The sequence below is a fragment of the Mesorhizobium muleiense genome (genome assembly GCF_900099905.1).
Classification (GTDB): Bacteria; Pseudomonadota; Alphaproteobacteria; order Rhizobiales; family Rhizobiaceae; genus Mesorhizobium; species Mesorhizobium muleiense.
In genome coordinates this window covers 20091-44543 of sequence record NZ_FNEE01000006.1, presented here as the reverse complement: position 1 = coordinate 44543, position 24453 = coordinate 20091, and the positions used below count along the sequence as shown (strand labels likewise).

Genomic DNA, 24453 nt, shown 5'->3' with positions numbered 1-24453 from the left:
CAAAGTTGTTAGAGCGTACTTTGTGCGTCCAAGGGGACGCACGTCGCTCTAATCGGCCCGAAAATCGGAACCGATTTGCGGAAAGCACAATCCGCAGATTCAAAGTTGTTGGACGCGCGCGGCGCTGCAAGTCGTCAGATCGCCAGCCCCTTGGTCAATTCGAGCGCCTGGCGCTCGAACAGCCGGCGGTAGATGCCGCCTTGCAGCCGGATCAGCTGATCATGCGAGCCCTCCTCGACAATGCGGCCGCGATCGAACACCAGGAGCCTGTCAAGCGCTCGCACCGTCGAAAGCCGGTGCGCGATGACCAGCGTCGTGCGGCCGACCATCAACCGCTCCATCGCCTGCTGGATCAGCACCTCCGATTCCGAATCGAGGCTCGACGTCGCCTCGTCCAGAATGAGGATCCGCGCATCGGCAAGGAAAGCCCGCGCGATCGCCACCCGCTGGCGCTCGCCGCCCGACAATTTCACGCCGCGCTCGCCGACTAGCGTGCCATAGGCTTTCGGCAGATCGACGATGAAGTCGTGCGCGCTTGCCAGCCGTGCGGCATGCTCGATCTCTGCCTGCGTCGCGCTCGGCCGGGCATAGGCGATGTTTTCGGCCAGCGACCGGTGGAACAGGATCGGCTCCTGCTGGACGATAGCGATCTGCCCGCGCAGCGACGCCTGCGCCACCCCGGAGATATCCTGGCCGTCGATCAGGATCGTTCCCGCGTTCACGTCGTAAAGCCGCTGGATCAGCTTGACGAAGGTCGTCTTGCCCGAGCCCGAATGGCCGACCAGCCCGACGCGCTCGCCCGGCGCGATGTCCACCGAAAAGTCGCGATACAGCGGCAGTCGGTGGCTGCCATAATGGAAGGTGACGTTGTCGAAGCTGATGCGGCCGTCGGTGATGCGGATCGGCCTGGCGCCGGGCACATCCTCGATGCCGAGCGGCTCGGACTGGAAGTCGACCAGTTCCTCCATGTCGTTGATCGAGCGCTGCAAATTGCGGATGTGCGTGCCGATATCGCGCAGATAGCCTTGCAGCACGAAGAACGAGGTCAGCACGAAGGTGACATCGCCGGCGCTCGCCTGCCCCCACGACCACAAAAGCAGCGAAAATCCGATCACCGCTGTTCGCAGAAGCAGCAGCATCGATCCTTGCGTGGTGCCGTTGATGGTGCCGCGCACCCAGGTGTGGCGCGTGCGGGCGCGCCATCTGGCGACGACCTTGGCGAGGCGTGTTTCCTCGCGTTCCTCGGCGCCAAAGCCCTTGACCACGGCGTTGCAGCTCACCGCATCGGCCAGCGAGCCGCCAAGGCGCGTGTCCCATGCATTGGCAAGCCTTGCCGCGGGCGCGACATAGCCAAGCGACAGCAGCGCCGTCACCGCGATGAACAGCACCGAGCCTGCGGCGACGACAGCACCCATCAGCGGCCAGAACCAGCCGAGCAGCAGCGTCGAGCCGACGAGCATGACGACGGACGGCAGCAGCGCGATCAGGATCGTGTCGTTGAGCAGGTCGAGCGCCCACATGCCACGGGTTATCTTGCGCACGGTCGATCCGGCGAAGCTGTTGGCGTGCCAGTCGGTGGAGAAACGCTGGACCCGGTGGAAGGCGTCGGCGGCGATATCCGCCATCATCTTCAGGGTCAATTCGACGATGGCCATGAAGGCGAGGTTGCGCAGCACGACACCGGTGAGCGCCAGCGCCACCAGCATCGAAAAGGCCGCCATCGCCGCGTCCCAGGCGACATCGTCGGCCGCAGCACTGCTGGCGACGGCGTCGACCAGCCGGCCGGAATAGAGCGGCGTCAGCACGTCGGCCAAGGTCGACAGCAGGAATGTGCCCATGATGAGCGAAAGCCGCCACGGCTGGCGCCGCCAATGACTGAGCGTGAAGCCAAGGACGCTGCGAAAGGCGCCGGCGCGCAAATCGATCTGAAAACGAGCCATGATGTCATTCGGGCGCAAACGAGCCCGGTCCCGGTAAGGTCGAAATTGAGAAAACCGCGTTGGGCGCGTGAGTGCCCGGGAATGCGGAAGGTTCGGCATATTGGCGGCTCGCCCGAATACGGGCGGCGACCGGCATCGACGAATGCCCTGTTGTCAGATTGCCTGGCCGTGAAGCTGAAAACCTCCCGGCGCCATCTGAAACCTAGGCTTCGCGGCCTCGCATAACGATGTCAAATCCTGGCATTCGGTCCTCCCGCATAAGGGATCGCGGAAAGGCGTTTATAGAGATGCGTCACCGTGTCGCCAAGCCAGCAAGTTGCTGAAAGCGCATCTGGTCCAATTGGTGAGGCGATTTGCAACAATCGCGGGTTGTGCACTTCCTCGCGGCTGCCATTTTCACAGGAGCAAAAAACGGCGATCTATCCGCCATCCCTGAACCGGTTGGTGATGGGATAACGGCGGTCGCGGCCGAAATTCTTTTTGGTGATCTTGACGCCCGGCGCTGCCTGCCGGCGCTTGTATTCGGCGATGTAGAGCAGGTGCTCGATGCGCGTCACCGTTGCCCGGTCGTGGCCGCGGGCAACGATCTCGTCGACACCCATCTCGTTCTCGACCAGACACTCCAATATGTCGTCCAGCACCGGATAGGGCGGCAGCGAATCCTGATCCGTCTGGTTCTCGCGCAGTTCCGCCGACGGCGCCTTGTCGATGATGTTGTTCGGGATCACCTCGCCGGAAGGGCCTAGCGCACCCGGAGGCACATGCGTATTGCGCCAGCGCGCCAGCGCATAGACCTGCATCTTGTAGAGGTCTTTTATCGGGTTGAAGCCGCCATTCATGTCGCCGTAGAGCGTGGCGTAGCCGACCGACATCTCGCTCTTGTTGCCGGTGGTCACCACCATCGAGCCGAACTTGTTGGAGATCGCCATCAAAATGGTGCCGCGCGCGCGGCTCTGCAGGTTTTCTTCGGTGATGCCTTCCTTTGTTCCCTCGAAAAGCTGCGTCAGCGTATGCAGGAATCCCTCGACCGGCTCGAAGATCGGCACGATGTCGTAACGGCAGCCGAGCGCGCGGGCGCAATCCTCGGCGTCTTTGAGCGAGTCCTTCGAGGTGTAGCGGTAAGGCATCATCACGGCGCGCAGCCGCTCCTCGCCGAGCGCATCGACGGCAAGTGCGGCGCAGATCGCCGAATCGATGCCGCCGGAAAGACCGAGCACGACATTCCTGAAACTGTTCTTGTTGACGTAGTCGCGCAGGCCCAGCATGCAGGCGCGGTAATCGGCCTCCTCCTTTTCCGGGATTTTTGACATCGGTCCTTCGGAGCAGACCCAGCCCTCGGAACTATTTCCACTTTGCACGCCTGCCGCGGCGTTATTTCTATTTTGCGCGCCTGCGGCGGCGCGGTTGCGCTTCCAGGTGGTGACGTTGACCGTTTCCTCGAACTGGCTCATTTGGAAGGCCAGCGTCTTGTCGGAACCTATGGCAAACGACGCGCCGTCGAAGATCAGCTCGTCCTGGCCGCCAAGCTGGTTGGCATAGATGATCGGCAATCCGCATTCGATGACCTGGCGGATGACAATCTGGTGGCGAACATCGACCTTGCCGCGATAATAGGGCGAGCCGTTCGGCACCAGCAGGATTTCAGCACCGCTTTCGGCCAGCGTCTCGCAGACGCCGACATCGCCCCAAATATCTTCGCAGATCGGAATCCCCAGGCGCACGCCGCGGAAATTGACCGGCCCCTGGATTTCAGGGCCGGCCTGGAAGACGCGCTTCTCGTCGAATTCGCCGTAGTTCGGCAGATCGAGCTTGTAGCGCTCGGCAAGGATCTTGCCGCCATCGGCAAAGATGATCGAATTGTGCGTGCCGCTCTTGCGCTTCAGCGGCGTGCCAATAATGAAGCCAGGCCCGCCATCGGCAGTATCGCCAGCGAAATCCTGCGCCGCCCGCTCGCAGGCCTTCAGGAACGCCGGTTTCAGCACCAGGTCTTCGGGCGGATACCCAGCAAGGAAAAGCTCGGTGAACAGCACGATGTCGGCGCCCTGGCGAGCGGCATCCGCCCTCGCCTCGCGCGCCTTGGCGAGATTGCCGACGACATCGCCAACCGTTGGATTGAGCTGGGCGACGGCGATGCGCAATATGTCGGAAGCGGTCTTGTCGGTCATGCCTGTTGACTTAGCGCGACAGAATTGGCCGGGCAATGGCGTTTGCTTGGACCACCCCAGACCGAATGACCTAGGTCATTCGTGTCCAGACCGAATGACCTAGGTCATTCGTGTCAGACCGTATGACACATCTCATTCGTAAGACCGATCGGACCGCCGGATACCGATCGCGTCCTATTCGCCCATATATTCGCGCAATGCCTGCGGCGAATGGTTTTCGCCGATCGACATCGCCAGGATGCGCGAAATATGCCGGCGCGGCAGCCCGGTGTCCGCCGCCCAGGCATTGATCTGGTTCTGGATCTTGTCGAGATCGCGCTTCGAGGTCGGGTGTTCGGCGATGTCCAGGCCGGCGTCGCGCAGTGCGGCCGCCATGTCGCCTGAGATGATGAAGGCGTCCCACTCCAGCCACCTCAAAAAATACTGGCCGGTATTGCCGCCGAGCCGGCTGCCGTGCTTGGCGAGATAGGCCATCAGTCCAACCTGGTCGTCTTCTGGCCAGTCGGCGAGGAACCTGCCAAAGCCGCCGTGCTCCTTCGACACACGCTCGACGAAAGCCGCGTTGTCGCGAACCGCCTTGATCTTCTGCGGATTGCGCACGATGCGCTCGTCGGCCGTCAGTTCGTGCCAGAAATCGTCAGGCTGGAACAACAGCCGCTTCGGCTCGAAGCCGAGGAACGCTTGTTCGAAACCCGGCCATTTCTGCTCGATGACGCGCCAGACGAAGCCGGCGGCGAAAACACGCTCGGCCATCGTCGACAGGATGCGATCATCGGAAATGTCAGCCACCGCGGCATTGTCAGGCATCGGCCCCAGCAGCGACGCCAGCACCGCTTCCCCGCCCTTGCGTTTGGCCGCGCGGGCGCGGATTTTCTGAAAATCCATCATTGTTTCCTCACCCTGTCGCGTCAATCTACCACTTCCCGCGCGAACCGGCAGCCTCTAGGTCTATGCGGACGCTGACGACGGAGGCGACAATGAACAAGACGATCGAAGATCTGGCAAACCGCTGGCTGCGGCGAAGGCCGGATGGCCTAAGCCAGGTCGAGAGCCAGGTGCTGCAAAGCACGCTCGAACGCACCACGATCGCGAAGGACACCAACAAGGCCGTCGCTTTTCACCAGACGTTTGGCGACCGCCTCGCCGATACCATCGCCCGGATCGGCGGTTCGTGGTCCTTCATCCTGGTCTTCATCGCCTTCCTGATCCTGTGGACGTCAGGCAATGCCTGGCTTTTGTCGCGCGACGCCTTCGATCCCTATCCCTTCATCTTCCTCAACCTTATCCTGTCGATGGTCGCTGCGCTGCAGGCGCCGGTGATCATGATGGCGCAGAACCGCCAGGCCGAGCGCGACCGCATCGACGCCGCCCACGACTACGAGGTCAATCTCAAGGCCGAGATCGAGATCATGGCGCTGCATGAGAAGCTGGACGAACTGCGCCACAGCCAGATCGTTGGCATGCGCGACGAGATCGCGCAGCTGGCCGAACAGGTGAAGCGGATCGACGATATCCTGTCGAAGCAGCGGACGCCTTCATGACGGATGCCATCCATAATCTCATCGAGCAATATGGGCTGATTGCCGTCTTTCTGGGCTGTGTCGCCGAGGGCGAAAGTGCCGCCCTCCTCGGCGGTTTTTTCGCGCATCAGCATGTCTTCGTCCTGTGGCAGGCGTTTCTGGCGGCCGCCATCGGCGCCTTTGCCGGCGACAGTTTTTTCTTTATCCTCGGACGAAGCTTCGCCGACCATCCGTTCGTGGTCAAACTGAAGGGCCGGCCGGGTTTCAGCCACGCCTACCGTCTTGTCTCCACCCATCCCGACATTTTCGTGCTGACGAACCGCTTTATCTATGGCCTGCGCCTGGTCGGCGGCATCGCGGCCGGACTGTCCGGCATTGCCGTGACGCGCTTTGTCATTCTCAACGCCATTTCATCGATGGTCTGGGCCGGATTGTTCACCACCGTCGGCTATGTGTTCGGGCTGGGCGCGGAGCGCATCGTCGGCCAGGCGCTGGTCCGTCACGAGCGATTGCTGATCGCCCTGGCGATTGGGTTGGGCGTGGCCGTCTTTGCCTGGTTCATCGCTCATACCATTGCCAAGAAGGAGCGTAGCAAGGAGACGTGATGATCAGTCGATGCCGAGCGCCCGGTCGCCGCGATCAAGGATCAGCGGGATGATCAGGTCTTCCTCGTCGGCAAGGTGCCGGGTCAGCATGGCGATCAGCCGGCTGTTCTCGTCGGCATAGGCATCGGCGGCAAAGCGCTGCTTGTCCTCGCTCTCGCTTAGCGTGCGGATGAAAGCGTTTGCCGCCTCGGCATTGCGCTCCAGCCCTTCATGGATCGTATGATGATCGGTATCGAGAATCTCGAAGCCGCGCTTCAGCCGGGTCTCGGCCTTGGCGAAGACCGGAAAATAATGGATATCCTCGACATTATGGTGGCCGTCGAGGTGCCCAAGAAAGTGGTTGAGCCGCGGCGCGAACCAGCCCGCGAACCCCGGCGCCGTCAGCCTGCCGTCGCGATAGTCGCCAATGCCGTTGGTCAGGATGCCGCCGAGCTCGCGGAACATGTCGTGCCGCTGCAGCCACATAGTGGCGATGCCATGGATATTGGCGTGGCCCTGCCAGACCTCGCGCGGGTATTTTTCAGCCAGCCAGCGCAAATCGTCCGGCAGGCCTGCGCGTTCGAGCAGCAGGGAATCGGCGGTCATGTCGGTCTCCTCAGACCATGATCCCGGAAAGTGGATACCGGGTTTCGGAACAGATCATGGGATCAGGTTGTGGTGACCGGCATGTAGGGGTTTGATGGCTAGATCGGTAGCCCCATGATTCGCTCGATGATGGCGATGCCCCAGACGCCGGCAACGATCACCACCGAAATCAGCACCGCCAGCGAACCGCAGTCCTTGGCGAGCTGGATATCGACGTTGAACTCCCGGCTGAACGCATCGCATGCGGCCTCGATGCCGGTGTTCAGCACTTCGACCATGATCAGCAGCAGCACCGCGCCGATCAGCAGCGCATAGCCGCGCCACGACACCGAAACAAACCAGCCGAGCGGCAGCGCCAGCACGAGCAGCATCAGCTCCTGCTGGAAGGCTTTTTCGCTGGAAGCCAATTTGCGAAATGCCCGCACTGAATTGTAGAAAGCATCGATCAGCCGCTGCATGCCAAACCTTTCCGAATCACCGGCAGGGGATAGCGCAATGGCCGGATCAAGGGAATAAGGCGATCGCTGCAAAAATCATTTGCCGGCGAGCTTGTCACTCATCGGCGACCTTGATCGACGACGTGGACTTTTCGAACTGCGGCAGCCCATCGTCGATCATGTAGTAGTCGCCCTTGTCGCCGACGAATATGTGGCATTGGCCCTGAAGTCCGGTGGGCTTGTCGAACAGTCCGGCGAGAACCGAAACATATTCATCATCCTGCGGCTTCCAGAACAGCAACGAGCCGCATGTCTTGCAGAAACCGCGCCTGGCAAACGACGATGCTTGGTACCAGGTGATGCTTTTCGCGCCCATAATCGTGATGTCTGCGTTGGCAACATTGGTTGCAGCGTAGAAATGCCCGCTCTGCTTCCGGCATTGCGAGCAGTGGCAGTAGATGACACCGCGCAAGGCCCCTCGCGTCTTGAACCGCACAGCCCCGCACAGGCAAGAGCCGCTATGTGTGTTGTCCATCTCGGGCCTCCCGACGCAGCCGTGATCCTCGGCGTCCCTTGCCAGGATTCCAGTTTTGCAGCGGCCGTGCTCAAGCGAATGCGACATTCGACGAGCGTGTTCCGCACAGCACGGTTTGGACAAAGCGGCAGGCCGCGCCAACAGCCTCTCGACGCTCCGCCAATTGTTAAAGCAATATCTTTCCATATGAATTTTTGTGCGCTATATTTTCAACAGAAAGGAGACGCTGCCGACAATGCAACCCAATCTCGCCGCCAACACGGCCGAAAATGCAGTGCTGACCAAGGCGACGCTGCGCGCCGCCGACCTGCTGGACATTACCGCCAGGATGCTGGCCTCCATCATCGGGGTTTCGGAAGCCACGGTTTCGCGCATGCGCAGGCAGGAATTCCTGCTGGAGCGTGGAACCAAGCCGTTCGAGCTTGCCGTGCTGTTCGTCCGCCTGTTCCGCTCGCTCGACGCCATTGTCGGCGGCGACGAGACCGTCGCCCGGGCATGGCTGAAGAATGCCAACACGGCCTTCGATGGCACCCCGCTCGAAAAAATCGTGACTATATCAGGGCTTGTCGATGTCATCGCCTATCTGGACTCCCGACGCGCTCTCGTCTGAATCCGCCAAACGAGGTGGCAAGCATGGGCTCGATGGCAAGGATGGGCTCGACGGCAAATACTGGCGCATGGTCGAGGCGCAGCACCGCGTCTCGACATTGAAAGTCGTTGACACGCTCGACGAGCAGGCCGTCCTCGAAGACCTGATCGAGGAAACCAAGCCGCAAATCCCCTTGGAATGCCGGCATCTGCATTATCTCCTGGCAACACCCTTCCGCTACGGCTCGATCTATCCACACGGTTCGCGCTTCCGCCGCGCCGGCAGGACCAAGGGCGTCTACTATGCGGCGGAAACCATTATGACCGCCGTCTCTGAGATGGCTTTTTACCGCCTGCTGTTCTTCGCCGAATCGCCGGCTACGCCGTGGCCACGCGACGCCGCCGAATACACCGCCTTCGCCGCAGCGATACGCAGCACAAAGGTGATCGACCTGACGCGGCCGCCGCTCGACCGCGACGCAGCGGCGTGGACGCACCCGACCGACTATGCGGCCTGCCAAAATATTGCCGATGTCGCGCGCGAAGCCGGGATGGAGGCGATCCGCTATCGCTCCGTGCGCGACCCGAAAGGCGCTAATGTGGCGCTGCTGGCATGCAGCGGCTTTGCCAAGCCGAAACCGCTGGAACCCCACACCTGGCGCATCAGGCTGGGCGCCTTCGGCGTGCAGGCGATCTGCGAGTTCCCGCAAAACCGGATCGAGTTTTCCAGGACCGCGTTTGCCGCCGATCCCCGGCTCAACGGACTGCGCTGGGAGCGCGGCCGCTGAGCAGATCCTGGCTAGACACGACGGCGGCCACTATTCAACCGGCGGGCGCGTAGCGCAGCAGCGTCTCGCCCTGGGTAAGGCTTTCCTTACCAAGCGGCCTTGCCACCGCCCCATTCGGATTTCATGCCATTGACAAAGATTGCCAAACACTCATCTATCCAGGAGAAGTGCAGGTGCAGAGGAAGCGACATGGCAACGATGAACGTAAGCCTTCCAAGCGAGATGGTTGAATTCGTGGAGCATGAAGTCTCCCAAGGCGGGTACGGCTCCTCGAGTGAAGTGGTCAGGGAAGCGCTGCGCCTGCTGCGACACGAAAAGGCCCAGCAGGCGGAGAAACTCGCCATCCTTCGGCGCGAAATCAGTATTGGGATGGAAGCCGCTGATGCAGGGCGCTTCTCGAAGAAAAGCGTCAGTGACATTCTCGATGAGGTGATGCTCGAATCGCCCAGGAAATGAGACACGAGCTTACCGAACCCGCCGAACGCGACATCCGGGACATCTTGCGACATACGCTGCAGACGTTCGGTCCGCAGCAAGTCCGGGCCTACGCCCGCATCATCGATCGTGGTATCGAACTAGTCTCGGAAGATCCGGATCGACCAGGCTCCATCGAGCGCGCCGAACTCGCCGCCGGTGTTCGACTGCTGCACCTGGAGATCGCTGCGAGAAGGCTCGGAGGTGCCGCGCATTGCCTCTATTACATGAAGGGTCGCCTTTCGGACGATACGATCGGCGTCATTGTCGTTCGAGTGCTCCACGAGCGCATGGAACCACGGCATAGAGTGATCAGAGCACTCAAGAAAAGCCAAGGTAGATAGCCGGAGATACCCGGCGGTGATGAGCCGTCCGGTGGTCCGGGTTCCTCAGGAGCCGGGAACTTGTCAGGCGCTTCTTGATCGATGGCGAATGAAATCAGCCGTTGACGGCCTGCTTGTGCTGGACCGGGTGGCTTTTCTTGAGCAGGTCCGACACCAGGAACGCCAGTTCGATCGCCTGGTCGGCGTTGAGGCGTGGGTCGCAATGGGTGTGGTAGCGGTCCTGCAATTCCTCGGCGGTGATGGCGCGGGCGCCACCGGTGCATTCGGTGACGTTCTTGCCGGTCATCTCGATATGGATGCCGCCCGGATGCGTGCCTTCGGCGCGATGCACCTCGAAGAAGCTCTGCACTTCCTTCAGGATGCGGTCGAACGGCCGTGTCTTGTAGCCGGCGGCCTCGATCGTGTTGCCATGCATCGGGTCCGACGACCACACCACGCTGCGGCCTTCCTTCTGCACTGCGCGCACCAGCTTCGGCAGATGCTCGGCGACCTTGTCGGAGCCGAAGCGCGCGATCAGCGTCAGCCGGCCGGGCTCGTTTTCCGGATTGAGCAGGTCGATGAGCTGCAGCAAGCCGTCCGGCGTCAGTGACGGGCCGCATTTCAGGCCCAGCGGGTTCTTGATGCCACGGCAGTATTCGACATGGGCATGGTCGGGCTGGCGGGTGCGATCGCCGATCCAGATCATGTGGCCGGAGGTTGCATACCAGTCGCCGGAGGTCGAATCGACGCGGGTCAGCGCCTCCTCGTAGCCGAGCAGCAGCGCCTCGTGGCTGGTATAGAAGTCGGTCTCGCGCAGCGCGTAATTGGTCTCCGAGGTGATGCCGACAGCCTTCATGAAGTCCATCGTCTCGGTGATGCGGTTGGCGAGCGACTCGTATTTCTCGCCCTGCGGGCTGTCGGACACGAAGCCCAGCATCCATTGATGCACGTTCTCCAGGCTGGCGTAGCCGCCCTGCGCAAAAGCGCGCAACAGGTTGAGCGTCGCCGCTGACTGGCGGTAGGCCATCTCCTGGCGTGCAGGGTCGGGAATGCGCGACTTGGCGTCGAACTCGATGCCGTTGATGATGTCGCCGCGATAGCTGGGCAAGGTAACGCCGCCCTTGGTCTCGGCGTCGGACGAGCGCGGCTTGGCGAACTGGCCGGCAACACGGCCGACCTTCACCACCGGCTGCGCGCCGGCGAAGGTCAGCACCACGGACATCTGCAGGAAGACGCGGAAGAAGTCGCGGATGTTGTCCGCGCCATGTTCGGCAAAACTCTCGGCGCAATCGCCGCCCTGCAGAAGGAATGCGTCACCGGCAGCGACGGTCGCAAGTTGCTTCTTCAGCTTGCGTGCCTCACCTGCAAAAACCAGCGGGGGAAAGGTGGCGAGCTGGGCTTCCGTGTTCTTCAGCGCGGCAAGATCCGGATAGGCAGGAACCTGCTGGATCGGCTTTGCTCTCCACGAATTCGGCGACCATTTCGTCATCGTTGCACCCAAAATTCTTTCCAGCGGGTGCTGTCGCCCGCCATTTCGCCCCAATATGGGGATCGCGGCTCCATACACGAAGCCGATTTCGTATTCTAGACCGGAATTTCGGTGGTGGCGAATGGCGCAAGCTCGCCGCCTGTCTTTCCTTCTCCCCTTGTGGGAGAAGGTGGATTGGCGCGCAGCGCCAAGACGGATGAGGGGTGTTGGCCGGAGCGCGGTTTTGCCAAGCTGGAACACCCCTGCCATGAAAGTAACTTCAAACTCTGTTTTATTTCAATCGGATAGCGACTTGGGGCCAAGGGCTCGATTTTAAAACCGAGATACCAGAGAAAGCGGCCCGCGCACCTTTCATCTACGATGGCGCCCGGCGCCGGGCGATGTGTCTCATCCGACCGCTTCGCGGCCACCGTCTCCCACAAGGGGAGAAGGGGGAGCCGGCTGAGCCGCGCTAAGCCGCCTTCTCCACCAGCCTTGCCAGCTGCGTCATGACGACCGCTGAACCGGCCAGCCGCTTTTCAGGTGTCGGCCAGTCGCGGACGAAAACGACGCTGTGGTCCGGCCGGATCTTGGCCAGCGAACCCTGCTCGCCGATGAAGGTGACCAGCCCGACGGGGTTGGAGAACTCGCGCTTGCGGAAATGGATGACGACGCCCTTTGGTCCGGCATCGAGCTTTTCGACATTGGCCTTGCGGCACAGCGCCTTGATGAAGACGATCTTCAAGAGATGCTTCACTTCCTCCGGCAGCGGTCCGAAGCGGTCGATCAGCTCGGCGCCGAAAGCGTCGATCTCCTCGGTGTTTTCGAGATCGCCGAGGCGGCGGTAGAGCGCCAGCCGCAGCTGCAGGTCCGGAACATAGCTTTCGGGGATCATCACCGCCGTGCCGACGGCGATCTGCGGCGACCAGCCGCCATCCTGCACCTCGCCGGAATCCTTGACCTCGGCAACGGCCTCCTCCAGCATCTGCTGGTAGAGCTCGAAGCCGACCTCCTTGATGTGGCCGGACTGCTCTTCGCCGAGAAGATTGCCGGCACCTCGGATGTCGAGATCGTGGCTGGCGAGCTGGAAACCGGCGCCGAGCGTGTCGAGCGACTGCAGCACTTTCAGCCGGCGCTCGGCGGTATCGGTCAGCTTGCGGTTGGCCGGCAGCGTGAACAGCGCATAGGCGCGCACCTTCGAGCGGCCGACGCGGCCGCGCAGCTGGTAGAGCTGCGACAGGCCGAACATGTCGGCGCGATGCACGATCAGCGTGTTGGCGGTCGGGATATCGAGGCCGGATTCGACGATGGTGGTCGACAACAGCACATCGTACTGGCCGTCGTAGAAGGCGTTCATGATGTCGTCGAGCTCGCCGGGCGGCATCTGGCCGTGAGCGACAGCCACCTTTAGCTCGGGTACGGATTCACGAAGGAAATCATGAATTTCCGCCAGATCGCTGATGCGCGGCACGACATAGAAGGAATGACCGCCGCGGTAGCGTTCCCGCAGCAGGGTCTCGCGGATGACCAGCGGGTCGAAGGGCGAGATGAAGGTGCGCACCGCCAGGCGGTCGACCGGCGGCGTGGCGATCAGCGACAGTTCGCGCACCCCGGTCAACGCCAGTTGCAGCGTGCGCGGGATCGGCGTCGCCGACAGCGTCAGCACATGCACGTCGCTCTTCAGGTCCTTCAGCCGCTCCTTGTGCTTGACGCCAAAATGCTGTTCCTCGTCGATGATCAACAGGCCGAGATTCTTGAACGAGATCGACGAGCCGAGCAGAGCGTGAGTGCCGATGACGATGTCGACGGTGCCGTCGGCGATGCCTTTCTTGGCCTCTGCCAGTTCCTTGGCACCGACCAGCCGCGAGGCCTGGGCGACGCGGATCGGCAGGCCGGAGAAGCGCTGCAAAAAGGTCTTGAAATGCTGGCGCGACAGCAGCGTCGTCGGCACCACCACCGCGACCTGAAAGCCTTCCATCGCCGCAATGAAGGCGGCGCGAAGGGCCACCTCGGTCTTGCCGAAGCCGACATCGCCGCAGATCAGCCGATCCATCGGCTTGCCGGCGCCCAGGTCGCCCATGACCGAATCGATCGCCGTCTGCTGGTCGTCGGTCTCCTCATAGGGAAACCGCGCGGCGAATTCGTCATAGAGACCGTCTGCCGGCACCAGCGAAGGGGCAGCGCGCATCTGCCGCTCGGCGGCGATGCGGATCAACTGTCCGGCCATGTCGAGCAGGCGTTTCTTCAGCCGCGCTTTTCTGGACTGCCAGGCGCCGCCGCCAAGCTTGTCCAATGTCGCCTCAGTCGAATCCGAGCCATAGCGCGACAAAAGCTCGATGTTCTCCACCGGCAGGAACAGCCGGTCGTCACCGGCGTAATGGATTTCGAGGCAATCATGCGGCGCGCCGACCGCCTCGATGGTGCGCAGCCCGATGAAGCGGCCAATACCGTGGTCGCTATGGACGACGATGTCGCCGGAGGACAACGCCGAGGCTTCGGCGATGAAATCGGAAGGACGCTTCTTGCGCTTCGAGCGACGGATGAGCCGGTCGCCCAGAATGTCCTGCTCGGCGACGACGACCAGTTTCTCGGTCTCGAAGCCGGATTCGAGCGGCAGTACGGCAAGTCCCGCCTGCCCCGGCTCGAGCTTTTCCGCCTCGGCCAGCGTAGCCACCGGCTCGAGGTTGCCGAGATGATGCTCGGCCAGGATCTGGCCGAGCCGGTCGAGCGAACCTTCGGTCCAGCCGGCGACGACGACGCGGCGGCGGGCGGCGCGCTCGTCGGCTATGTGTTTTACAACGACGTCGAAGACGTTGACGTTGGGGTCGGCGCGTTCCTCGACGAAGCTGCGGCCGTGCCGCGACCCGGCATGGAAGATTTTCCTGGCGCCGGCGTCGGGCGCGTCGAACGGCGTGAAGTCGATCGCCTCGCGCGGGCCAAGCGAGGCGATGAGGTTTTCCGGCGACAGATAAAGCAGGTCGGGCGGCACCGGCTTGTAGGGGACGGCGTCCTTCAGCGCGCCGTCAGCCTGCTTCCTGCGCGCCTCGTAATGGTCGAGGATCAGCGCATGACGCTCGGCCAGTGCCTCATGCGCCAGATGGTCGAACACGACAGGCGTGTCCGGCAGATAGTCGAACACCGTCTCCAGCCGCTCGTAGAAGAATGGCAGCCAGTGCTCCATGCCGGCGAAACGCCGTCCCTCGCTGACCGCCGCATACAACCCGTCGTCGCGCGAGGGCGCGCCAAAAGCGTCGATGTAGCTGCGGCGGAAGCGGCTGATGGTCTCCGGCGTCAGCGCCACTTCGCTCATCGCCTGCAGCGCCATCGACTTGCGCTGGCCGGTGGTGCGCTGCGTGGCGGCGTCGAAGACGCGGATCGATTCCAGCGTATCGCCGAAGAAATCGAGCCTGAGGGCTTCCGTCCAGCCCGGCGCCAACAGGTCCAGAATGCCGCCGCGCACGGCGAACTCGCCGACGCCGCGCACGGTCGGCACCCGCTCGAAGCCTGATATCTCCAGCCGCGACGCCAGTGCGTTCATGTCGATCTGGTTGCCGGGTTTGGCGTGAAATGTCTGCGCCTCGACAAGGCCTGCCGGCGGAATGCGCTGCAGCAGCGCGTTGGCGGTGGTCAGGATGACGGCGCGGTGTGGGTTTTTTGCCAGCGCGATCATCGCGGTGAGCGCGTCCAGCCGCCGCGCGGCTGCATCCGAGGCGGGCGAAACGCGGTCATAGGGCAGACAGTCCCAGGCCGGCAGTTCGAGCACCGGCAGGCCAGGCGCGGCGAATGAAAGCGCCTCGACGATCGAAGGCAGGCGCTGGCCGTCGCGTGCCACGAACAGCACCGGCTTGTCGGGCGCGATCTCGTGCGCGGCCTGCACCAGCGCGAAGGCTTCGTAACCGTCGGCGACGCCGTCGACGATGAACTGGCCGGCGCGGCCTTTCGGCAGGCCGATGGTGGGGATCAGGCTCATGAAATCACGTATTTCAGAATGTCATCGCCTGGCGCGACGCCAGGATTTTTTGCAGGACGGCACAGTCGATGTCAGCCGGAATCGGCCGCTCGCCGGTGATCACAGGCAGGAATTCGGTGTCGGCAATTTCGAGGAGCCTCTCATATTGGTCGAGTTCGTTGCCGGTCAAGGCGCCGATCTCGGCGTCGGCGAAACTGCCGAGAATAAGGTCCATTTCGCGCATGCCGCGATGCCAGGATCGAAACAGAAGCTTGCGGCGGCGGGCGTCGAGCCCCTCGCTTGATCGTCTTGTTCCGGTCATTGTCCAGCATCCTTGCCTGAAGCGGCGCATATAGCGTGGATAGAGCGCGGTGTCAGCCTTGCAACGGTCCGGCGGGTGTCTAACATCCCGGTGTGACATACACTCCTGACAACATCGGCCCAGGCACCCCCCTCTGGCCTGCCGGCCATCTCCCCCTCAAGGGGGGAGATTTGCCGTCGCGACTGATTTCGCCAATCTCCACAGCTGCAGGATGGGCGATGAGGCCAAAGCTGCCGATCTCCCCCCTTGAGGGGGAGATGTCCGGCAGGACGGAGGGCGGTGAGCGCCGACATCGCGTGGTCTCTCACCTATGAGACCTTCCCTCCTCGATCCGCTGTTTGTCCCGATCACCTCGCTTGCCGGCGTCGGGCCGAAGGTCGGCGCACTGATCGAGAAGATCGTGCCGGCCGATCTTGGTGATCGCCGCCCCGCACGTGCCGGCGATCTTCTGTTCGTGCTGCCGCATTCGGTGATCGACCGCCGCAACCGGCCGGGCATCGTCGGTTCGGCCGAAGGCGCGATCGTCACCCTCGAAGTGCGCATCGATCGTCACCAGCCGCCGCCGCGCGGCAACCGATCGGTGCCGTACCGGGTTTACGCCCATGACGACACCGGCGAGATCGCGCTGACCTTCTTCCATGCGCATGCCGCCTATCTCGAAAAGGCGATGCCGGAGGGCGAGCATGTCATGGTCTCCGGCCGCATGGAATGGTTCAACGGCCGCCCGACCATGGTTCATCCCGACCACATCGCACTGGCCAGCGAAGTGGAAAACCTGCCGCTGGTCGAGCCGGTCTATCCGCTCACCGCCGGCCTCTCGGGAAAAGTGCTGCGCCGGGCAATCGGCCAGGCGCTCGCTCGCTTGCCGGCGCTGCCGGAATGGCAGGAGGGTGAGTTTCTGCGCCGCCGCAGCTTTCCCGCCTTCGGTGATGCGCTCGCCCGCATCCACAATCCCGCCGACCCGATCGACGTGTCGGTCGACGGCGCGGCCTGGCGGCGTCTCGCCTATGACGAGTTTCTGGCAGGCCAGGTGTCGCTGGCGCTGGTGCGCGCAAAAGTCCGCCGCCTGTCCGGCCGGCCGCTGGTCGGGGACGGCCGCTTCGTCGAAAAGCTGCGCGCCGCCCTTTCCTATTCGCTGACCAATTCGCAGGAAATGGCGCTTGCCGAAATCAATGCCGATCTCGGTGACCCCGAACGCATGCTGCGCCTGCTGCAGGGTGATGTCGGGTCAGGCAAGACGGTTGTCGCGCTGCTCGCCATGGCGCGCGCTGTCGAGGCCGGCGGCCAGGCGGCATTGATGGCGCCGACCGAAATTTTGGCGCGCCAGCATCTTGCGACGATTGCGCCGTTGGCGGAACAAGCAGGCCTGCGCATCGCCATCCTCACCGGCCGCGAAAAGGGCCGCGAGCGCACCGAGACGCTGACCGGTCTGGCCAGTGGCGAGATCGACATCGTCGTCGGCACCCACGCGCTGTTCCAGCAAACGGTGACGTTCCACGACCTGGTCCTTGCCGTCATCGACGAGCAGCACCGGTTTGGCGTCCACCAGCGGCTCGCCATCACCGCCAAGGGCGACGCGCCCGACATGCTGGTGATGACTGCGACGCCGATCCCGCGCACGCTGGTGCTAACCGCCTTCGGCGACATGGATGTGTCGAAGCTGACGGAAAAGCCGGCCGGGCGCCAGCCGATCCGCACCGTCACCCTGCCGCTCGAGCGGCTCGACGAACTAGTCGGCCGCATGCGCGACGCCGTCGCCGACGGCCAGAAGATCTATTGGATCTGTCCGCTGGTCGAGGAATCCGAAGAGATCAAGCTGATGTCGGCGGAGGACCGTTTTGCCTCCTTGAAGCCGCTGTTCGGCGACCGGATCGGCCTGGTGCACGGGCGCATGAAGGGCGTCGAAAAAGACGAGGCGATGCGCGCCTTCAAGGCCGGCGAGACACGCATCCTGATCGCCACCACGGTCATCGAGGTCGGCATCGATGTGCCGGATGCGACGATCATGGTCATCGAGCATGCCGAGCGCTTCGGCCTCGCCCAGTTGCACCAGTTGCGCGGCCGGGTCGGTCGCGGCGAAAAACCGTCGTCCTGCGTGCTGCTCTACAAGGACCCGCTCGGCGAGACGGCAACGCGCCGGCTGTCAGTGATGCGCGATACCGAGGACGGGTTTCGCATCGCCGAGGAAGATCTGAAACTGCGTGGCGAAGGCGAGTTGCTCGGCACCCGCCAGTCCGGCACACCTGGCTTCCAGGTGGCGCGCATCGAGGCGCATGCCGACCTGCTCGAAGCGGCTCGCGACGACGCGCGGCTGATCCTGTCGCGCGATCCGGAACTGCAATCCGAACGCGGCGCCGCCCTTCGCATGCTGCTTTATTTGTTCGGCCGCGACGAGGCGGTGCGGCTCTTGCGCGCCGGCTGAGGCTCGACATCCACAGGCGGATTGCCGATCTGGCCGCCGATCGGCTTGCCGTTCAACGTTACCATTTTCGTCTTGACCGCCGGCGCCACCAGGCCTGCCGAAACGATCAGCTTGGCGCCGTCCTCGATCGTCATGTCGAGCAGCACGATATCGGATTTCGGCACATACATCAGGAAGCCGGTGGTCGGGTTGGGCGTGCACGGCATGAACACCGCGATCAGCGGATCACCCTCCTGGTCGAGCTTCTGGTTGATCTCGGTTTCCTTCTCGCTGGCAACGAAGACCAGCGACCAGACGCCCTTGCGCGGATATTCGACCAGCCCGACCTGGCGGAACATGTCGCCCTTGTTCGACAGCACGGTCTCGAAGATCTGCTTCAGCGAGCCGTAGATGCCGCGCACCAGCGGCATGCGGCCGAGCAGCCGTTCGCCGAACAAGACGATGGCCCGGCCGACGATATTGGCGGTCAGGAAACCGATCAGGGTGATCAGGATCAACGCGACGATAAGCCCGAACCCCGGAACCGGCGCCGGCAGATAGCTATCTGGGTTGTAACGCGCCGGAATATAGGGCTTTACCCAGGAATCGACCCAGCCGATGAACGACCAGGCGATGTAGGCGGTGATCGCCAGCGGCGCACAGACGACAAAGCCTGTCAGGAAGTAATTCCGCAGCCGGGTCATGCCTGAGGTCTTGGAAGCATCGGACATGGTTCACCGCAGCGCTGATTGCGGCGCGACATTAATGAACCGCATCCGGCTTTGGAACTGCGAATTTTTTAAAAGATCAACTATGCCGCGACTTCCAGCGGCTCGATCTTCTCGAGCTCCGGCGCGAGTTTCCGTGCCTCGGTTTCGAGCTCATAGGCCTGCTGAAAATTCATCCAGAATTCCGGCGTGGTGTTGAAGAACCTGGCGAGGCGAAGCGCGGTATCGGGAGTCAAGCCGATCTCTTCCTTGGCAATGCGTTCGATACGAGTGCGCGGAAGATTAAGCTTCTTCGCCAGCGCGCCAGCGCTCATGCCAAGCGGGAGGAGATATTCCTCGCGCAGGAATTCTCCGGGGTGAATTGGACGTGCGAACTTGAGCATGGTTCAGGGACCTCGAAGGATTAGGGCAAGTGCCCACTCAATGGTAGTCGACGATCTCCACATCCTCGGCGCCAGCATCAGTCCATCTGAAGCAGATGCGCCATTGGTCGTTGATACGGATAGAATGCTGCCCAGCTCTACTCCCTTTCAGAGCTTCAAGGTGGTTTCCGGGTGGCGATCTAAGGTCATTCAATTGGGCGGCATTGGCGATAGCACGAAGACGACGTTCGCCACGGGCAACCAGATCGGGTGGAAAACCCTTCGGCGCCTTCCCCTCGGCAACCGCTTCCACCGCCTTGCCTTTGAACGAAACGATCAATTTCTGCCCCTCGTCACGTATCATACATTGATACACGAGGGCGTGCAAGAAATATGTATCAATAACTGATACTAACCGTCACCGGACCTATCGGCAGCTGGTCGAAACTTGCCAGCCCTTACTCCACCGTCACCGATTTCGCCAGGTTGCGCGGCTGGTCGACGTCGGTGCCCATGAACACCGCGGTGAAATAGGCCAGCATCTGGATCGGCAGCGCGTAGACGATCGGCGAGATGATTTCCGGCACGTCCGGCAGCACGATCGTCTCCATCGTCTTCACCGTGGCGTGCGCGGCACCCTTGCTGTCGGTGATCAGGATGATCTTGCCGCCGCGCGCCGCCACTTCCTGCATGTTCGACACGGTTTTTTCAAAAATGCGGTCATGCGGGGCAATGACGATCACCGGCATGTTCTCGTCGATCAGCGCGATCGGCCCGTGCTTCAGCTCGCCGGCAGCATAGCCCTCGGCATGGATATAGGAGATTTCCTTGAGCTTCAGCGCGCCTTCCATGGCCAGCGGGAAATTGGTGTCGCGGCCGAGATAGAGCACGTTCTTGTAGTGCGAGAGGTCGCGCGCAACCTTCTCGATCTGGCCGTCGAGCTTCAGGACCTGGTTGGCGTAGCGCGGCGCTTCCGACAGTTGGCGGACCAGCGTCGTTTCCTGTTCCGGCGAAATCGTTCCGCGCGCCACCCCGGCCCGCACGGCAAGCGAAGCCAGCACCGACAATTGACAGGTAAAAGCCTTGGTCGAGGCGACGCCGATCTCCGGCCCGGCCAGCGTCGGCAGGATAACGTCGGATTCGCGCGCCATCGTCGATTCGCGGACATTGACGACCGCGCCGATCTTCATGCCGGCCTTGCGGCAATAGCGCAGCGAGGCCAGCGTGTCGGCGGTCTCGCCCGATTGCGAGATGAAGAAGGCGGCGTCTGTCTTCGACAGCGGCATTTCACGGTAACGGAATTCCGAAGCGACATCGATGTCGACCGGCAGCCGCGCATAGCGCTCGAACCAGTATTTGCTGATCAGGCCGGCCAGATAGGCAGTGCCGCAGGCCGAAATCGCCAGCCGGTCGATTTTGGCGAAATCGAACGGCAGGTCGAGCGGCTTCGAGACGCCGCCAACGAAATCCACATAATGCGCCAGCGTGTGCGAGATCACCTCGGGCTGTTCATGGATTTCCTTCTCCATGAAATGGCGCCGGTTGCCCTTGTCGACCATGAAGCTGGTGCTAAGCGACTGCTGGCGCTTGCGCTCGACCTTGTTGCCGTCCATGTCGAAGATGGCAACCTCGTTACGGCGCACCACCGCCCAGTCGCCATCCTCCAGATAGGTGATCGAATTGGTGAAGGGGGCAAGCGCGATAGCGTCGGAGCCCAAAAACATCTCGCCATCGCCATGGCCGACGGCCAGCGGTGGACCGTTGCGCGCGCCAACGATGAGATCCTCGTCTCCCCTGAACATGATGGCCAGCGCAAAGGCGCCTTCCAGCCGCTTCAGCGCTTGGTGCGTGGCCTCGACCGGCTGCAGGCCCCTGGCCAGTTCGCGCCCGACCAGGTGTGCGACGACCTCGGTGTCGGTCTGCGATGAAAATGTGTAGCCGTCGCGCATCAGCTCGTCGCGCAATTCGGCGAAATTCTCGATGATGCCGTTGTGGACGATGGCGACGCCGTCGGAAAAATGCGGATGCGCATTGGTCTCGTTGGGCACGCCATGCGTCGCCCAGCGCGTATGGCCGATGCCGATCATGCCGTCGAGCGGTTCGTCCTTCAGCCGGCGTTCGAGATTGATCAGCTTGCCCTCGGCGCGACGACGCGCCAGCTGGCCGTGCTCGACGGTGGCGACGCCGGCCGAATCATAGCCGCGATATTCGAGCCTTTTCAGCGCATCGACGATGAGCGGCGCGACCGGCGAGTGACTGACAATTCCGACGATACCGCACATAGACGTTGCCCCCGATTCCGGCATGAAAACCCGGCGCTATTTAGGGTTGGCCGGGCTGCCGCGAAAATCACATTGCGTTTTGTTCCGTATCAGCCGGAACGGTTCTGCACAGATGCACCATGACAGGGCGCTCTTGCAATCCGGTTACAGCAGCCAGGCTAGCCTTTTTTCCGGGCCGCCGCAGCCGCAGCAAAACGCTCGCGCAATTCCTTGCCCTTGCCAGGCAGCGTCCTCTGGCGGGCGCGGCCGAAGGCGAGCGCATCGTCGGGCACGCTTTCGGTGATCACGCTGCCCGAAGCGACGTAGCCGCCCTTGCCGATTGTGACAGGCGCCACCAGCGACGAATTCGAGCCGACGAAGGCGCCTTCGCCGATGTCGGTGAAGAACTTCGAGTAGCCGTCATAATTGCAGGTGATGGTTCCAGCGCCGATATTGGCGCCGGCGCCGACGCGGGCATCGCCGATATAGGTCAGGTGATTGACCTTGGCGCCCTCCTCGACCGTCGCCTGCTTGACCTCGCAGAAATTGCCGACCTTGGCTCTTTGCTTGAGATCGGCGCCCGGCCGCAGCCGTGCAAACGGACCGACATCGCAGTTCGAAGCGATCGTGGCACCTTCAATATGGCTGAAGGCATGGATCCTGGCGCCGGTGGCGATTGTCACGCCCGGCCCGAACCAGACATTGGGCTCGACGATCGTATCGGCGCCGATCTCGGTATCGTATGAAAAGAAGACGGTTTCGGGTGCGATCAGGGAAACCCCGGAGAGCATGGCCTCGCGCCGCCGGCGCGCCTGCCAGATGCCTTCGGCCGCAGCGAGTTCGGCACGGTTGTTGATGCCGAGCACATTCTCGAAGCCGGCTTCTGCCGCAACGACGTCAAAACCCTGCCCGCCGGCGATCTCGACGATGTCGGTGAGATAGTATTCGCCCTTGGCGTTGTCGTTGCCGACCTGGTCGAGCAGCTGCAGCGCGTGCTTGCCGGCAACCGCCATCAGACCGCCATTGCAGAAGGTGATTTTCTTCTCCTCGTCGGTGCAGTCCTTTTCCTCGCGGATGGCGATGAGCTTGCCGCCTTTTTCGATCAGTCGGCCATAGCCGGACGGATTTGACGTGCGGAAGCCGACCACAACGACGGCAGCGCCTCCGGCCAGTTTCAGACGCGCAGCACTCAGCACCTCCGGGTCGATCAGCGGCGTGTCGCCGAACATGACGAGGATGTCGTCGTAACCCTTTGAGATCGCGTCGCGAGCCGCCAGAACGGCATGCGCCGTGCCGAGCCGCTTGTCCTGGACGAAGGTCTCCGCCTTCGGCGCGAATTTTTGCGTGGCCTTGCGCATCTCGTCCGCGCCATGGCCGATCACCAGCGCCAGATCACCGCTGCCTGCGGCTTCCGCAGCCTTGACGACATGGGCGACCATCGGCAGGCCGGCGATCGGGTGCAGCACTTTTGGCACAGCGCTTTTCATGCGCGTGCCCTCGCCGGCGGCGAGGATGACGGACAGGCAGGTTCTCTGGCTCATGGAATGCGACCATATAAAGAGGGTTGGGAATCAAGGCATGGATTGGCGCCATGCTGCACCAATGCGGTTAAATTCCGGTGAGATTTGCGGCAGTCCAATTTTCGAACTCGGCGCTGCCCCTCATCCGCCTGCCGGCACCTTCTCCCCGTATAGTGACGGGGAGAAGAGGGCTGGCCGCAACCTTGGCGCTCTTTCTGCAGCGTTGGAGATTGGCGAAATCCTCTGCGAAGGCGTCCCTTCTCCCCGTCACTATACGGGGAGAAGTGCCCGGCAGGGCGATGAGGGGCAGCGCAGACCTGAAGCGATTGCGGGCCGGCAACACCAATTTGCGACAGCATTGATCCAATTTCACCCCAACTGCCCCAGCACCGGGAAATTCTCCAGCAGCCAGTAGGATGCGGCCTGCACGCCGCCGGTCAGGAAAAACACGCCGGCGACGACCAGCAGCGCGCCCATCGCCTTTTCGACGCGGCCGAGATGGACGCGGAATTTTGCGAGAAAGCGCATGAAGGCGCCGGAAAACAGCGCCGCGACCAGGAACGGTATGCCGAGGCCGAGCGAATAGGCGGCAAGCAGAGCCGCGCCCTCGCCCACCGTCTCGCGGCCGCCGGCCAGCGTCAGGATCGGACCCAGCACCGGTCCGATGCAGGGTGTCCAGCCGAAGGCGAAGGCCAGTCCCATGACATAAGCGGCAACGATACTGGCCGGCTTGCCCTGTGACTGGAAGCGCGCCTCACGCGACAGCAGCGGGATGCGCAATATGCCGAGAAAATTCAGCCCCATCAGGATGATGAGCACGCCAGCCGCCATCGCCAGCGGCTCCTGCCAGACGCGCAGCAGCCGGCCGATGGTCGAGGCGCCGGCGCCCAGCGCCACGAACACGGTCGAGAAGCCGAGAACGAAGGCGATCGAGGCAAAAAGCAGCGCGCTGCGTGCGTCGGCCCTGGCGGTGGCGCCGGCATTGCCGCGGAAATCATCGACCGACACGCCGGCCATATAGCAGAGATAGGGCGGCACCAGCGGCAGCACGCAAGGCGACAGGAACGAGATCGCCCCCGCCCCGACCGCGCTGACATAGCCGATATCCAACGCCATTCCCGAACTCCTGATGGTTTGCGCTGCCATATAGCCGCGACCGCGCCGATCCGCCAATCACCATCGCGTGGCAAGTCGCACGGCCGCTTGCCACGCCCGTCTCGCCCGTCAACGTCGCATCATGCCTGCCGTCTCTTCAAACCAGGGCTGGCGCGTGATCGATGTTTCTCTTATATCGGCGCAAGTATTTGTCCCGTTCTCCCGGATTCATTGCCGGTTTGTCCAACGATCAGGGCAGCCGCTCTCCCTATCCAGGATTGCGGATATCACATGACGCACCCCTCAATGCAGGACTGCATTTTGGGCGCTTGCCCTTGACCGGATGCAAAAGCACGGCCATGTGAGCGACAATTATACGAGATTTCG

The 24453-nt window shown here is 62.6% G+C and carries 22 protein-coding genes; 7 read left to right on the top strand and 15 right to left on the bottom strand.

The features are described from left to right. Window positions 1–134: 134 nt before the first annotated feature. The 3 genes from BLT09_RS13180 to BLT09_RS13170 all read right to left on the bottom strand — a co-directional run bounded on the left by BLT09_RS13180 (window position 135) and on the right by BLT09_RS13170 (window position 4993). On the bottom strand, window positions 135–1940 hold the full coding sequence (locus BLT09_RS13180; protein WP_091593996.1) for an ABC transporter ATP-binding protein: 1806 nt from the start codon (window positions 1938–1940) through the stop codon (window positions 135–137). Between the two features lie 419 nt (window positions 1941–2359). Continuing rightward, window positions 2360–4105 carry an NAD+ synthase gene (locus tag BLT09_RS13175; protein WP_091593624.1) on the bottom strand — a complete coding sequence of 582 codons (1746 nt, stop codon included), beginning with the start codon at window positions 4103–4105 and terminating at the stop codon, window positions 2360–2362. Window positions 4106–4279: 174 nt separating this feature from the next. After that, window positions 4280–4993 carry a DNA-3-methyladenine glycosylase I gene (locus BLT09_RS13170; protein WP_091593623.1) on the bottom strand — a complete coding sequence of 238 codons (714 nt, stop codon included), beginning with the start codon at window positions 4991–4993 and terminating at the stop codon, window positions 4280–4282. 89 nt (window positions 4994–5082) lie between these two features. On the opposite strand from BLT09_RS13170, the gene BLT09_RS13165 reads away from it, so the two are divergent. Both BLT09_RS13165 and BLT09_RS13160 read left to right on the top strand, forming a co-directional pair. Then, window positions 5083–5646 (top strand): DUF1003 domain-containing protein, encoded by a 564-nt coding sequence (locus BLT09_RS13165; RefSeq protein ID WP_091593994.1) that lies wholly within the window; start codon window positions 5083–5085, stop codon window positions 5644–5646. Further along, window positions 5643–6230, top strand: a complete 588-nt coding sequence (locus BLT09_RS13160) for a DedA family protein (protein WP_091593622.1) — start codon at window positions 5643–5645, stop codon at window positions 6228–6230. The genes BLT09_RS13165 and BLT09_RS13160 overlap by 4 nt, the downstream gene beginning before the upstream one ends. A 3-nt stretch (window positions 6231–6233) precedes the next feature. On the opposite strand, the gene BLT09_RS13155 is transcribed toward BLT09_RS13160, so the two are convergent. The 3 genes from BLT09_RS13155 to BLT09_RS13145 form a co-directional block, all read right to left on the bottom strand. Then, window positions 6234–6815 carry a hemerythrin domain-containing protein gene (locus BLT09_RS13155; RefSeq protein WP_091593620.1) on the bottom strand — a complete coding sequence of 194 codons (582 nt, stop codon included), beginning with the start codon at window positions 6813–6815 and terminating at the stop codon, window positions 6234–6236. Window positions 6816–6913: 98 nt separating this feature from the next. After that, entirely contained in the window at window positions 6914–7273 is a 360-nt protein-coding gene (locus BLT09_RS13150; protein WP_091593617.1) for a diacylglycerol kinase, read from the bottom strand. A gap of 94 nt (window positions 7274–7367) precedes the next feature. Continuing rightward, window positions 7368–7787, bottom strand: coding sequence for a GFA family protein (locus BLT09_RS13145; protein WP_091593992.1), 420 nt, complete (start codon window positions 7785–7787; stop codon window positions 7368–7370). A gap of 235 nt (window positions 7788–8022) precedes the next feature. On the opposite strand from BLT09_RS13145, the gene BLT09_RS13140 reads away from it, so the two are divergent. The 4 genes from BLT09_RS13140 to BLT09_RS13125 all read left to right on the top strand — a co-directional run bounded on the left by BLT09_RS13140 (window position 8023) and on the right by BLT09_RS13125 (window position 9981). Then, complete coding sequence (locus tag BLT09_RS13140; protein WP_091593990.1) at window positions 8023–8397, top strand: MbcA/ParS/Xre antitoxin family protein; 375 nt, start codon at window positions 8023–8025, stop codon at window positions 8395–8397. Continuing rightward, complete coding sequence (locus tag BLT09_RS13135) at window positions 8357–9163, top strand: RES family NAD+ phosphorylase (RefSeq protein WP_091593615.1); 807 nt, start codon at window positions 8357–8359, stop codon at window positions 9161–9163. The genes BLT09_RS13140 and BLT09_RS13135 overlap by 41 nt, the downstream gene beginning before the upstream one ends. A 189-nt stretch (window positions 9164–9352) precedes the next feature. Then, entirely contained in the window at window positions 9353–9619 is a 267-nt protein-coding gene (locus tag BLT09_RS13130) for a type II toxin-antitoxin system ParD family antitoxin (RefSeq protein ID WP_091593613.1), read from the top strand. Beyond that, complete coding sequence (locus BLT09_RS13125; protein ID WP_091593611.1) at window positions 9616–9981, top strand: type II toxin-antitoxin system RelE/ParE family toxin; 366 nt, start codon at window positions 9616–9618, stop codon at window positions 9979–9981. The genes BLT09_RS13130 and BLT09_RS13125 overlap by 4 nt, the downstream gene beginning before the upstream one ends. A 94-nt stretch (window positions 9982–10075) precedes the next feature. On the opposite strand, the gene BLT09_RS13120 is transcribed toward BLT09_RS13125, so the two are convergent. The 3 genes from BLT09_RS13120 to BLT09_RS13110 all read right to left on the bottom strand — a co-directional run bounded on the left by BLT09_RS13120 (window position 10076) and on the right by BLT09_RS13110 (window position 15699). Beyond that, window positions 10076–11449 (bottom strand): class II 3-deoxy-7-phosphoheptulonate synthase, encoded by a 1374-nt coding sequence (locus BLT09_RS13120; protein WP_091593609.1) that lies wholly within the window; start codon window positions 11447–11449, stop codon window positions 10076–10078. A gap of 451 nt (window positions 11450–11900) precedes the next feature. Next, the gene (gene mfd, locus BLT09_RS13115; protein ID WP_091593607.1) at window positions 11901–15398 is read right to left on the bottom strand and encodes a transcription-repair coupling factor; all 3498 of its coding nucleotides are present in this window, start codon (window positions 15396–15398) and stop codon (window positions 11901–11903) included. 13 nt (window positions 15399–15411) lie between these two features. Next, on the bottom strand, window positions 15412–15699 hold the full coding sequence (locus BLT09_RS13110; protein WP_091593605.1) for an FAD assembly factor SdhE: 288 nt from the start codon (window positions 15697–15699) through the stop codon (window positions 15412–15414). 310 nt (window positions 15700–16009) lie between these two features. On the opposite strand from BLT09_RS13110, the gene recG reads away from it, so the two are divergent. Continuing rightward, window positions 16010–18121, top strand: a complete 2112-nt coding sequence (gene recG, locus BLT09_RS13100; protein WP_091593603.1) for an ATP-dependent DNA helicase RecG — start codon at window positions 16010–16012, stop codon at window positions 18119–18121. Here the strand turns inward: recG and BLT09_RS13095 are convergent. The 6 genes from BLT09_RS13095 to BLT09_RS13065 form a co-directional block, all read right to left on the bottom strand. Then, on the bottom strand, window positions 18073–18831 hold the full coding sequence (locus BLT09_RS13095; protein WP_091593601.1) for a DUF502 domain-containing protein: 759 nt from the start codon (window positions 18829–18831) through the stop codon (window positions 18073–18075). The genes recG and BLT09_RS13095 overlap by 49 nt on opposite strands. Before the next feature lie 80 nt (window positions 18832–18911). Then, complete coding sequence (locus tag BLT09_RS13090) at window positions 18912–19211, bottom strand: HigA family addiction module antitoxin (protein ID WP_077383967.1); 300 nt, start codon at window positions 19209–19211, stop codon at window positions 18912–18914. Between the two features lie 37 nt (window positions 19212–19248). Then, window positions 19249–19530, bottom strand: a complete 282-nt coding sequence (locus BLT09_RS13085; RefSeq protein ID WP_091593986.1) for a type II toxin-antitoxin system RelE/ParE family toxin — start codon at window positions 19528–19530, stop codon at window positions 19249–19251. A 118-nt stretch (window positions 19531–19648) separates the two neighbouring features. Continuing rightward, complete coding sequence (gene glmS, locus BLT09_RS13080) at window positions 19649–21472, bottom strand: glutamine--fructose-6-phosphate transaminase (isomerizing) (protein WP_091593599.1); 1824 nt, start codon at window positions 21470–21472, stop codon at window positions 19649–19651. Between the two features lie 158 nt (window positions 21473–21630). Beyond that, window positions 21631–22992, bottom strand: coding sequence for a bifunctional UDP-N-acetylglucosamine diphosphorylase/glucosamine-1-phosphate N-acetyltransferase GlmU (glmU, locus tag BLT09_RS13075; protein ID WP_091593597.1), 1362 nt, complete (start codon window positions 22990–22992; stop codon window positions 21631–21633). 348 nt (window positions 22993–23340) lie between these two features. After that, entirely contained in the window at window positions 23341–24087 is a 747-nt protein-coding gene (locus BLT09_RS13065) for a cytochrome c biogenesis CcdA family protein (RefSeq protein WP_091593984.1), read from the bottom strand. Window positions 24088–24453 lie beyond the last annotated feature (366 nt).